Source organism: Janthinobacterium sp. GW458P (assembly GCF_002127585.1).
GTDB lineage: Bacteria > Pseudomonadota > Gammaproteobacteria > Burkholderiales > Burkholderiaceae_D > Janthinobacterium.
On sequence record NZ_NEGZ01000043.1, the window covers coordinates 38,797 to 50,379 of the forward strand.

The window sequence follows — 11,583 nt, forward strand, 5'->3', positions numbered from 1 at the left end:
GGGATTAGCCGCGAAGACCGGCCGAGCCGAGTCGCTGCGCCTAGCGCGGCACTCGACTCGGCTTTTTCGTGTAATTTTTACATCAGTAGATAGACTGCAAGGTGCCGACAACATGGCAAAGCGTGATTTTTACGAGACACTCGGTGTCGCAAAAAATGCTTCGGAAGAAGAGATCAAAAAGTCTTACCGTAAACTGGCGATGAAATACCATCCGGACCGCAATCCGGATAGCAAGGAATCGGAAGAAAAGTTTAAGGAAGTCAAAGAAGCCTACGAGATGCTGACCAATCCGGAAAAGCGCGATGCGTATGACCGCTATGGTCACGCCGGCGTGGACCCGAACATGGGCGGCGGTGGCGGCTTCGGCGGCGGTGCTGGCGGCTTTGCCGACAGCTTCGGCGATATCTTCGGCGACATCTTTGGCGGCGGCGGTGGACGCAGCCGCAATGCGGGGCCACAGGTGTACCGTGGCGCCGACTTGCGCTACAACCTGGAAATTACACTGGAGCAAGCTGCTCACGGCTTCGACACGACGATTCGCGTGCCGAGCTGGGACAAGTGCGACACTTGCCACGGCAGCGGCGCCAAGCCGGGCACGTCGCCGACCACCTGCGGTACTTGCGGTGGCCACGGCCAGGTGCGCATGCAGCAAGGTTTCTTCAGCATCCAGCAAACCTGCCCGAAATGCCATGGCAGCGGCAAGGTCATCACCGACCCGTGCACGCCGTGCGGCGGCGCCGGTCGCATCAAGCGCAACAAGACCCTGGAAGTGAAAATTCCAGTCGGTATCGATAACGGCATGCGTATCCGTTCGTCCGGCAACGGCGAACCGGGCACGAATGGCGGTCCGTCGGGCGACCTGTATGTGGAAATCCACATCAAGCCGCACGCCGTGTTCCAGCGCGAAGGCGACGACCTGCATTGCGAAATGCCGATCTCGTTCGCCAAGGCGGCCCTGGGCGGCGAAATCGAAGTGCCGACCCTGAACGGCAAAGTGTCGTTCACGATCCCGGAAGGCACCCAGTCGGGCAAGACCTTCCGCCTGAAAGGCAAGGGAATCAAGGGCGTGCGCTCCGGTTATGCGGGCGACCTGTTCTGCCACGTGGCCATCGAAACACCCGTGAAACTGACGGAAAAACAGAAAGACCTGCTGCGCGACTTTGAAAAGTCGACGACCGAGGGCGGTGCCAAGCACAGTCCGCAAAGCAAGACCTGGAAAGACAAGGTCAAGGATTTTTTTGAGTAAGCACACGTAATACCATGCGCCGGGATGCTTCAACATCCCGGCGTTTTTTTCACTACGACTGAGAAATGTGCGCACATCGCCGGCCTATGGGCGCGATCTGCCGTCAATGCAGTCGTACTTACACAATGGGAGCGATATGACCGAACCGAAAAATGGCCCGGCCCTGGCGGAACTGCTGCAGCGTAACCGCCGCTGGGCCGACTCGATGGTGGCAAAAGACCCGAACTTCTTCAAGAACCTGGAAGCGCAGACATCGCCCGAATACCTGTGGATCGGCTGCTCCGACAGCCGCGTTCCCGCCAACGAACTGCTGGGCATGGCGCCTGGCGACGTGTTTGTGCACCGCAATATCGCCAATGTGGTCGTGCATTCCGACCTCAATTGCCTGTCCGTCCTGCAATTTGCCGTGGACGTGCTGAAAGTCAAACATGTCATCATCGTCGGTCATTATGGCTGCAAAGGCGTGCATGCGGCCATGACGGGCACGCGCATCGGCCTGGTCGACAACTGGCTGCGCCATGTGCAGGACGTGGGCCAGAAGCACGAACGCTACCTGGGCGACGTACTGACGAGCCGCCAGCGCGGCGACCGCCTGTGCGAACTGAATGTGGTGGAACAAGTCTTGAACGTGTGCCAGACCACCGTCGTGCAAGATGCATGGGAACGGGGCCAGGAACTCAGCGTCCATGGCTGGGTCTACGGCTTGAAGGATGGCTTGCTGAACGACCTGGAAGTGACGGTCACGGCCGGCCACGAGCTGGCGCCGCGCATGGCGACGCGCCTGGCGCGCTACGAAGCAATCGCGTAAGCGACGCCGGCGCCGCGTCTATGGCGCGGCGCCGTCGAGGCGGGCCAGGTAATCGGCCGCCTCCCGCACGCCTTCCTGCGCCGCCCGGCGCAGCCAGGTTTTTGCCTGAGGAATGTCTTGCGGCGTGCCCCGGCCTTCGGCCAGCGCCACGCCATAGTGATAGCGCGCCAGCCGCGCATAGGCGGCATCATCATTCACATGGGCGCCGCGCCGCATCAGCGCCGTCGCCTGCGCCAGATCCTTAGTCACGCCGATGCCCGTTTCATACAGCTGGGCCAGCCAAATCATCGAATACACATCATTCCAGCGCCGGATGCAGTCTTCAAAGATGGCGACGGCCGCTGCATGGTCGCCCGTCTTGTCGGCCGCATAGCCGTACAGGCATTTGATGCGCTTGTCGCTGTGTACATAGGCTTTGTAGCTGAGATCGCCTTCATCCTGGCTCTCCTGGGCATGGGAGGGCGCAGCGAGCAGCAGAGCGAGCAAGAGGGCGAGAGTGGGCATGGCTTTCCTGGTCAACGATTGACGATTGGTAGATAAGCAAGTTGCGTGCTAGCGCCATTTCCGGGCAAAACCGTTACTGCTGTGCCATTGTGCGACAGCCGCTGTTGCAGCGTGGCGCAACGCGCCGTGCATATCCATAGAGAAATACCTCGTTTGCAGGACGGGCTGGCCTGCGTCACCATCGAACGGCCGCCGTCGCGCGGCCGCCTGGAGCGCGTCACCTTGAAACGCTGGGGCATGCAGCGATCGCTATTTCAAGATCTTGCGCGCCGCGGCGATGATGTGCCGCGACAGTTGCTCCATGCGCGGCGACTGCACCTTCCACGTGTGCCAGTACAGGGCCACATCGGCCGGGGTCTTGGGCGTGAGCATTTCCACCAGCTCGCCATCCGTGTTCGCCTTCAGCAGCAACTCCGGCACCATGCCGTAGCCGAGGCCGTAGCGGATGGCGTTGAAGTGCGAGGTGGCGCCCGGCACGTAATGGCAGGGGTAGGCGCCTTCCGGCAGCCCCAGCGCCTCCTGCAAGAACGACGACTGCAGGGTGTCCTTGCGCGTGTAGGCGACGACGGGCGCCGTGCGCGCCGCCTTGCGCGTCAGCCCGTGCGCGAACCACTGCTGGCGGAACGCGGGCGTGGCCACCAGCCAGTAGCGCATCACGCCCAGCGGCTCGGCCGTGCACCCGCGCATGGGTTTGGCTTCCGTGCTGATGCAGCCGATCGCCATGCCCGTCTCCAGCAAAGTATAGGTGTGGTCCTGGTCTTCCACGGTCAGGTCCAGCAGCACGCGCTCGCGTATCAGCACCTCGGACAGGGCGGGGAAGAACCAGGTGCCCATCGAATCGGCGTTCAGCGCCAGCACCAGGGTCAGCGGGGCATCCTGCTGCACCGCCAGTTCCGCCTGCAAGTCCGCTTCCAGCAGCTTGGCCCGCTTCAGATACTGCATCAGGCGCTGGCCCATGCGCGTGGCGCGCGCGGGACGGCTGCGTACGACCAAGGCATTGCCCAGCTGGCTTTCCAGCGCCCGCACGCGCTGGGAAATGGCGGGAGACGTCAGGTGCAACCGCAGCGCGGCCTGTTCGAAGCTGCCCGTTTCGACGACGGCGCGGAACGCTTCCGTGTGCTTGGGATTGAGATCCATGGCCACTGCCTTACATAAGAAAAATTTATCAATACTAAATAATACTTACTTTTGATAAGGATGGGCGTGTTGCGGTGCACAATACCTCTTTGATGGAGTGCCGCGCGCCTGCGCGCCGCCTCCTGGCAGCAAAGGAAGCACCACATGGAAGCCCAAACGCAAACCCCTCCCACCCGCAAGCCGCAGTCTAAGCTGGCGCGCAAGCTGAAATTCGGCCTGGGATTGACCCTGGGCCTGGGCTTGTCCGCTGCCCTGGCGGGCGGCTGGTGGCTGCGCCAGGCGTGGCAGGACTTGCCGGCCGTCGAGCACCTGGCCCAGTACAAGCCCGCGCTGCCGCTGCGTATTTTCTCCAGCGAAGGCGAGCTGCTGGCCGAGTACGGCGAAGAGCGCCGCGAATTTCTGCCCTTGAAGGACATCCCCCTGCGCATGCGCCAGGCCTTGCTGGCCATCGAGGATGCGCGCTTCTACGAGCATGGCGCCGTGGACTTTTATGGCTTGACGCGCGCAACGCTGGCCAACGTCGTCACGGGCCACCACGCGCAGGGCGCCAGCACCATCACCATGCAGGTGGCGCGCGACTTTTTTCTGTCGCGCGAAAAGACCGTGCAGCGCAAGCTGACGGAGATGCTGCTCGCCTACAAGCTGGAACAGCACTATGGCAAGGACAAGCTGCTGGAACTGTATATGAACCAGATTTATCTGGGCGAACGCTCCTACGGTTTTTCCGCCGCCTCGAACATTTATTTTGACAAGCCGCTGGCGGAAGTGAGCATCGCCGAAGCGGCCATGCTGGCCGGCTTGCCAAAGGCGCCTTCGGCCTACAACCCCGTCGCCAATCCCCAGCGCGCCACCGTGCGCCAGCATTACATCCTGCAGCGCATGCGCGAACTCGGTTACATCACGCCGGCCGAATACACGGCCGCCGTGGCGGAAAAGCTGGCCCTGAACAAGGACCGCAACAGCTCCGTGCATGCGGCCGCGTATGCGGTCGAGGAAGCGCGCCAGCTGATTTTGCAAAGCTATCCGGAAGGCGCCTACAGCATGGGCCTGGACGTGACCACCACCATCCGCATGGCGCCGCAGCGCGCGGCCGACAAGTCGCTGCGCGATGGCTTGCTGAACGCGCAGGCGCGGCGCGGCTATCGCGGCCCGGAAGCCCGCCTGGCCGCCTCCGCAGACAGCGTGGCGCGCCAGCTGGCCGCCTACCCGGACAGCGGAGAGTTGCGCGCCGCCTTGGTACGCAAGGTGGAGAGTGCCGGTGCGCGCCAGGTCAAGGCGCAGCTGCGCAATGGCGACGAGATCGTGCTGGCGGCATCGGACGCGCGCCTGGGCGGCAAGCTGCCGCTCGACGGCAAGCGCGCCATCGTCGAGGGCAGCGTCATCCGAGTGGTGCACGATGCGGCCAAAAAGCGCTGGCTGGTGAGCCAGCTGCCCGAGATGGAAGGCGCGCTCATTTCCGTCGAGGCGCACAGCGGCGAAATCGTCGCCATGGCGGGCGGCTTCGATTTTTACCGCAACCACTACAACCACGCCATGCAAGCCTACCGTCAGCCCGGCTCCAGCTTCAAGCCTTTCGTGTATTCGGCGGCGCTGGAAAAAGGATACTTCCCCGGCACGGCCGTGGACGATACGCAGCGCCTGTTGCTGCCGCAGGAAACGGGTGCGCAACCGTGGCGTCCGCGCAATTACGGCAACAACTATGAAGGCTTCATCAGCGTGCGGCGCGGCCTGGTGCGCTCGAAAAACCTCGTGGCCGTCAGCCTGATGCAGGCCGCCGGCCCCGGTTACGTGCAGCACTACGCCACGCGCTTCGGCTTCGAGGGCGCGCGCAATCCTGTCTCTCTGCCGCTGGCGCTGGGCGCGGGCGCCGTCACGCCGCTGCAGCTGGCGCAGTCGTATGCCGTGTTCGCCAACGGCGGCGTGCAGATGCCGCCAAAGCTGATCAAGGAAGTGCGCAGCCGCGGCGGCGCGGTGTTGTTCAGCGACGCGGCGCCGCGCGCCAAAGGCGTACCGGCGCCGGGCACGCAGGTCATTTCCACGCGCAACGCCTACGTCATGGACAGCATGCTGCGCGACGTCGTCAAGAGCGGCACGGGACGCGGCGCGCTGGCGCTCGGGCGCGGCGACGCGGCCGGCAAGACGGGCACCTCGAACAATGCGTATGACGCCTGGTTCGCCGGCTATTCCTCGGGCCTCGTTTCCGTCGTCTGGCTCGGCTACGACCAGCCGAGAAGCCTGGGCAACGCCACCGGGGGGACGCTGGCGCTGCCCGTCTGGCGCGACTACATGCAGGTGGCCGTGCAGGGGCGCCGCGAACAGGTGCTGGCCGAACCGCCTGGCCTGGCCCTGCTCGATGGCGACTACGTCTACGCCGAATACCTGGCCGGCGACTGCCTGAAGGATAACTTCGCTTTTATCCACAGCAGCGTCGGCTGCGGCAGCGGTGCTGCCGATACGCGCATGGCGCACGGTGAAACTGGCGCCGGCGGCTCCAGCGCGGGCATGAGCGAGGCCCGCACCCTGAGCGAAGCGCGCGAGCGCGAACAAATTCTCAAATCATTTTCGGAAGAGTAAGACCATGCTGTTATATACGATTTACCTGGTGGCGATTGTCGCCGAAGCGATGTCCGGCGCCATCATGGGCATGCGGCGCGGCATGGATTTGTTCGGCATCTGCATGATCGGCACCGTCACGGCGCTCGGTGGCGGCACCGTGCGCGACGTGCTGCTGGGGCACTATCCGCTGGGCTGGATCGCGCATCCCGAATACCTGCTGTTTACCATCGGCGCGGCCATCGTGACGGCCTTTGTCGCGCGCTATCTGCACCATCTGCGCGCCATCTTCCTGCTGGTCGATGGCCTGGGCCTGGTGGCGTTTTGCGTGATCGGCTGCGACATCGCCATGTCGGCCAAGATGCACCCGGCCATCGTCGTGCTGGCGGGGATGATCACGGGTGTCTTCGGCGGCCTGCTGCGCGACATCCTGTGCAACCAGATTCCTCTCGTGCTGCAGCGCGAAGTGTATGCCACCGTGGCCTTGTTTACGGGCAGCCTGTATGTCGGCTTGCTGTACTTCAAGGTCGACAGCTCGGTGGCGCAGCTGTCGTCCATCGGCGCGGGCTTTTTGTTCCGCTTCCTGGCCCTGCACTTCGAGTGGCGCCTGCCGAATTTCAACGGCGACAGGATCCGGGGATTCGAATAGCGGCGGCGCCATGCCGGATGACGCACCGGCGCGGCACCGGGCAAATCGTTAAATACCGCCCATGCAGATGTATTTGATGACCAGGTAATCGTCGATCCCGTACGACGATCCCTCCCTGCCCAGGCCCGACTGCTTGACGCCGCCGAACGGCGCCACCTCCGTCGAGATCAGGCCCGTGTTCACGCCGACCATGCCGGATTCCAGGCCTTCGGCGACTTTCCAGATGCGGCCGATGTCGCGCGAATAGAAATAGGCCGCCAGGCCGAATTCCGTGTCGTTTGCCAGCGCCACCGCTTCCTCGTCCGTGTGGAAGCGGAACAGGGGCGCCAGCGGTCCGAATGTCTCTTCGCTGGCGACCAGCATGTCGCTCGTCACATCGGCGATCACGGTGGGCTGGAAGAAGCTGTGACCCAGGGCATGGCGTTTGCCGCCCAGCAGCAGGCGCCCACCCTTGGCCAGCGCGTCGGCCACGTGCTGCTCCACCTTTTTCACGGCCTTTTCCTCGATCAGCGGGCCTTGCGTGACGCCCTCGTCGACGCCATTGCCCACCTTGAGTCTTTGTACGGCTGCCACCAGCTTTTGCGCGAACGCCTCGTACACGCCATCCTGCACGTACAAGCGGTTGGCGCACACGCAGGTCTGGCCCGCGTTGCGGTATTTTGATGCGATGGCGCCTTCCACTGCCGCATCGAGGTCGGCGTCGTCAAAGACGATGAACGGCGCATTGCCTCCCAGTTCCAGCGACAGCTTCTTGATCGTCGGCGCGCATTGGCGCATCAGCATGCGGCCCACTTCCGTCGATCCCGTGAAACTGAGCTTGCGCACGAGGGGATTGGATGTCATTTCGTCGCCGATCTCCTGCGAGGAACCCGTGATGACATTGAACACGCCCGCAGGCACACCCGCGCGTTCGGCCAGCACGGCCAGCGCCAGGGCTGAAAACGGCGTCATGCCGGCCGGCTTGACGAGCATCGGGCAGCCGGCCGCCAGCGCCGGCCCTGCCTTGCGCGTGATCATCGCAGCGGGGAAGTTCCATGGCGTGATGGCGGCGCACACGCCGATCGGCTCCTTGGTCACGACGATACGCCGGTCCGGCCACGGCGACTGCAGGGTGTCGCCCGCGACGCGCTTGCCCTCTTCGGCGAACCATTCGATGAAGGATGCCGCGTACTGCACTTCGCCCCTGGCTTCAGGCAGGGGCTTGCCCTGTTCCGTCGTCATGATCAGCGCCAGGTCGTCCGCGTTTTCCAGTATCAGGTCGTTCCAGCGGCGCAGCACCGTGGCGCGCTCTTTCGCGCTCTTCTTGCGCCAGGCGGGCCAGGCGGCGTTGGCCGCGGCGATGGCGCTTCTTGTTTCCTGCGTGCCCATCACGGGCACGTGGCCGATCACTTCGCCCGTGGCGGGATTGCGGACCGCGGCGCGCTTGCCGTCATCGGCATCGAGCCATCGTCCGTTCAGATAGCATTGCTGGCGCAGCAGCGCCGGGTCGTTCAGTGCGAGCATGGCAGGCTTTCAGCAAGGGTTGCGTGATACTCCATGGTAGTCCTTTTTGCCTGGCGCACGATTGCGCCTCATGTGCGGCGGCGCACCGTCAAAGAATATTTGACCATCTTTAACCCTGTTTCGTCTCGCTTGCCGTTTCATGGTCATCATCCCAGCCAACCGGAGCCGAAGCGATGTTCACCGTCCTCAAGACCACCCTGATACTGACTTTGCTGCTGTCGGCAGCCAGCCACGCCGCCGGCACGGCGCCGCGCAAGACCCTGGCGCCGTTCGCCAGCGAGCAGGCCTTGAGCAGCTACCTGCAGCAGCTGCAGGCGCGCCAGGCGGCACTGCAGAGGGAACAGCAGAAACTGCAGCGCGCCACGGCGCAGTACACGGCGATGGCGCCTGCGCCGCCGCCAGCACCAGCGCCGATGGCGGCGAAAGCCGCGCCGGCAGCATCGGCAGAGGCGGCCGAATCGGTCACCAACGTGCAGACGGCGGGCGTGGACGAAGGCGGCATCGTCAAGCTGCATGGCAAGCACCTGGTGATGCTCAGGCGCGGCAAGCTGTTTACGGTGCAGGTGGGGGACAAGGCCCTGCAGCCCGTCGCGGCGCTCGATGCGTTCGCGCCGGGCAGCGATCCGTCGGGCAGCTGGTATGACGAGATGCTGATCGATGGCGACACGGTGGTGGTGATCGGCTACAGCTACAGCCGGGGCGGCACGGAGATCGGCCTGTTCGACGTCAACGCGGAAGGCAAGCTGGCCTACCGCTCCACGTATCACTTGCGCTCCAACGATTACTACTCCTCGCGCAACTACGCCAGCCGTCTGATCGGCAGCAAACTGGTGTTCTACTCGCCCCTGTCGCTGAACTTGCGCCGGGGCGACCCGTTTGGCGGCTTTCCCGCGCTGCGCCGCTGGCGCCCCGACGCCGTGCCGTCCGACTTCAAGCGCATCGCCCCTGCCACGCGCATCTACCGCACCGATGACGAGCCCGAACCGGGCTTTGGTCTGGCCCTGCATACTGTCACCGTGTGCGACCTGGCGCAGCGCGACATGCGCTGCGAAGCGACCGCCGTGATGGGGCCGCAGGGGCGCGTATTTTATGTGTCGGGCGAATCCGTTTTCGTGTGGACCACGCGCCGTGGCAGCGACTCGGGCGTGTTCCGCATTCCCCTCGACGGCTCGGCGCCCAGCGCCCTGAAGGTGGCCGGTGCGCCCGTCGACCAGTTCTCGTTCATGGAAAGCCCCGATGGCCACCTGAACGTCCTGCTGCGCGCCGAGGGCCAGGGCGACGCCATGTGGGATGGCGCGCGGGGGCGTGGCGACATGGCCCTGCTGCGCGTGCCATTGGCGTCGTTTTCCGATGGCCGCGACAGTGCGCCCGCCGGCAGCTACACGCCGCTGCCCGGCGGCGGCTACGGTCTGCAGAACCGCTATGTGGGAGCGTATTTGCTGTACGGCAATCCCGGCAATGCGGGACGCCGCAAGGCGGACCAGGCCTGGCCGCGCCAGCCCCTGTATGCGGTGCGCTGGGCCGATGCGGGCAGCGTGCAAGCCCTGTCCCTGCCGCACGGCGTGGAGCGCATCGAGGCGCTGGGTAATGACGCCATGGTGATCGGCGCGCAGGGCAAGGATCTGCATTTCAGCACCATCGGCCTGGGGGCGCAGGCGGCGGTCGCCACGCGCTACATCCGCGCCGACGCGGCGCAGGGCGAGTCGCGCAGCCACGGCTTTTTCTACAAGCCGCACACGGCAAGCGAGGGCGTGATCGGCCTGCCGATCCTGGGCGCGGACGAGCGGCCTGGCCTCAACAAGTCAGGAGCAGCCGTCCTGTATCTGCGCAACAGCGGTTTGACATTGACGGAACTGGGCGCGCTGGCGGCGCGGCCAGGCCAGGCGCCGGACGACGGCTGCCGCGCGTCCTGCGTGGACTGGTACGGCAATGCGCGTCCCCTGTTCCTGCAGGGCCGCGTCTTCGCCCTGCTCGGCTATGAACTGGTGGAAGGGGTGCTCAAGGATGGACAGATCCGAGAAGTGCGCCGCATCAGCTATGCGCCCGTTGCGTCCACTGTACGCTGAAGGCGCAGGGAAATTGCCGCTGCCGCGTAGTTCGGCTACACTGGTCCGCATGCCCGATACCTTACTGACCGCGATGGATGAAGACCTGATGCTGCGCTACAGCGCCGGCGACCTGCCGTCGTTTCGCGAGCTGTACCGGCGCCATAGCCAGGGCCTGTACCGCTTCGTCGCCTGGCGTTCGCCGCGCCGCGCGTGGGTGGACGAGATCGTGCAGGATGCGTGGGCCAGCCTGCATGCGGCGCGCGCCGGCTACCAGCCGCAGGCGGCGTTTCGCACCTATCTGTACCAGATCGCGCGCAACCGCCTGATCGACCTCCTGCGCCAGCGGGAAGGACAGGACCACGGCGACGCAGGCGAACTGGCGGACGAGGGCGCCTCGCCGCCGCAGTCGCTGGAGCAGAAACAGCAGCACGCGCGGCTGCATGCGGCCATCGCCGCACTGCCGGCGGAACAGAAGGAAGCGCTGGTGCTGCAGCAGTTCAGCGGCATGAGCATCCTCGAGATCGCCGCGGTGACGGGGGCGGAAGCGGAAACCGTCAAGAGCCGGCTGCGCTACGCCATGCAGAAATTGCGCGCGGGCTTGGACAGCGCCGCTGGCGCGGGAGGACAGGCATGAATACCCACGATCGAGATCACGACGAACCGAATGACGAGGAATTGACCGCGCTGCTGGCCAGCCTGCCGCAGCCGGCGCCTTCCAGCGCGCTCGATGCGGCCATCCTGGCCGACGCGGAAAAAGCCTTGCACCAGCTGGCAGCGGCCAACGACTGCGCCGATGGCGTGCTGCGCACTCTGCCGGCCAAGAAATCACCGGACTATCTGCAGCGCTGGCGCGTTCCGCTGGGGCTGGCCGCTGCCGTGCTGCTGACGGTAAACCTGATCGGCGTGGACTGGTTCGGCTCGAAGCCGGCGCAGTTTCCCGTAGTCGGGGAACCGGTCACGCAGGAGGTGATGCGGGAATCCGCACCGGCCGCTGCACCTGCGACTGAGTCCGCGCCGCCGCCGCCGGCACCGCGCGCCATGGCCAAGGCGGCACCGAGGCCGCCGGTGCAGGCCGAGCCGGTAGCAGCCGTGCCGTCAGCACCCCCGCTGGCGGCGACCGTACCCGTGGCTCCTC

General features: G+C 65.0%; 9 protein-coding genes and 1 pseudogene. 7 read left to right on the forward strand and 3 right to left on the reverse strand.

All coding sequences use genetic code 11. From position 1 onward, the window contains the following. Positions 1-112 precede the first annotated feature (112 nt). Together dnaJ and can are read left to right on the forward strand one after the other, a co-directional pair. On the forward strand, positions 113-1,246 hold the full coding sequence (dnaJ, locus tag CBW50_RS20485) for a molecular chaperone DnaJ (protein ID WP_086147258.1): 1,134 nt from the start codon (positions 113-115) through the stop codon (positions 1,244-1,246). A 136-nt stretch (positions 1,247-1,382) separates the two neighbouring features. Next, the gene (can, locus tag CBW50_RS20490; RefSeq protein ID WP_086147259.1) at positions 1,383-2,054 is read left to right on the forward strand and encodes a carbonate dehydratase; all 672 of its coding nucleotides are present in this window, start codon (positions 1,383-1,385) and stop codon (positions 2,052-2,054) included. Positions 2,055-2,072: 18 nt separating this feature from the next. On the opposite strand, the gene CBW50_RS20495 is transcribed toward can, so the two are convergent. Both CBW50_RS20495 and CBW50_RS20500 read right to left on the reverse strand, forming a co-directional pair. Then, positions 2,073-2,558, reverse strand: coding sequence for a tetratricopeptide repeat protein (locus CBW50_RS20495; RefSeq protein ID WP_086147260.1), 486 nt, complete (start codon positions 2,556-2,558; stop codon positions 2,073-2,075). 249 nt (positions 2,559-2,807) lie between these two features. Then, a complete protein-coding gene (locus CBW50_RS20500) occupies positions 2,808-3,701 on the reverse strand; it encodes an HTH-type transcriptional regulator ArgP (protein WP_216356384.1) in 894 nt (297 codons plus the stop codon). 138 nt (positions 3,702-3,839) lie between these two features. On the opposite strand from CBW50_RS20500, the gene CBW50_RS20505 reads away from it, so the two are divergent. Next, positions 3,840-6,269 carry a penicillin-binding protein 1A gene (locus tag CBW50_RS20505; RefSeq protein WP_086147262.1) on the forward strand — a complete coding sequence of 810 codons (2,430 nt, stop codon included), beginning with the start codon at positions 3,840-3,842 and terminating at the stop codon, positions 6,267-6,269. A gap of 4 nt (positions 6,270-6,273) precedes the next feature. Beyond that, complete coding sequence (locus tag CBW50_RS20510; protein WP_086147263.1) at positions 6,274-6,897, forward strand: trimeric intracellular cation channel family protein; 624 nt, start codon at positions 6,274-6,276, stop codon at positions 6,895-6,897. A 48-nt stretch (positions 6,898-6,945) separates the two neighbouring features. On the opposite strand, the gene gabD is transcribed toward CBW50_RS20510, so the two are convergent. After that, positions 6,946-8,400 (reverse strand): NADP-dependent succinate-semialdehyde dehydrogenase, encoded by a 1,455-nt coding sequence (gene gabD / locus CBW50_RS20515; protein WP_086147264.1) that lies wholly within the window; start codon positions 8,398-8,400, stop codon positions 6,946-6,948. 173 nt (positions 8,401-8,573) lie between these two features. Between gabD and CBW50_RS20520 the strand changes: the two genes are divergently transcribed. The 3 genes and pseudogenes from CBW50_RS20520 to CBW50_RS20530 form a co-directional block, all read left to right on the forward strand. Beyond that, positions 8,574-10,466 carry a beta-propeller domain-containing protein gene (locus CBW50_RS20520; RefSeq protein ID WP_086147265.1) on the forward strand — a complete coding sequence of 631 codons (1,893 nt, stop codon included), beginning with the start codon at positions 8,574-8,576 and terminating at the stop codon, positions 10,464-10,466. Positions 10,467-10,515: 49 nt separating this feature from the next. Continuing rightward, positions 10,516-11,082, forward strand: a complete 567-nt coding sequence (locus tag CBW50_RS20525; RefSeq protein WP_226935445.1) for a sigma-70 family RNA polymerase sigma factor — start codon at positions 10,516-10,518, stop codon at positions 11,080-11,082. Continuing rightward, positions 11,079-11,583: pseudogene (locus CBW50_RS20530) on the forward strand (hypothetical protein); the annotation flags it as partial. The gene CBW50_RS20525 and the pseudogene CBW50_RS20530, both read left to right, overlap by 4 nt.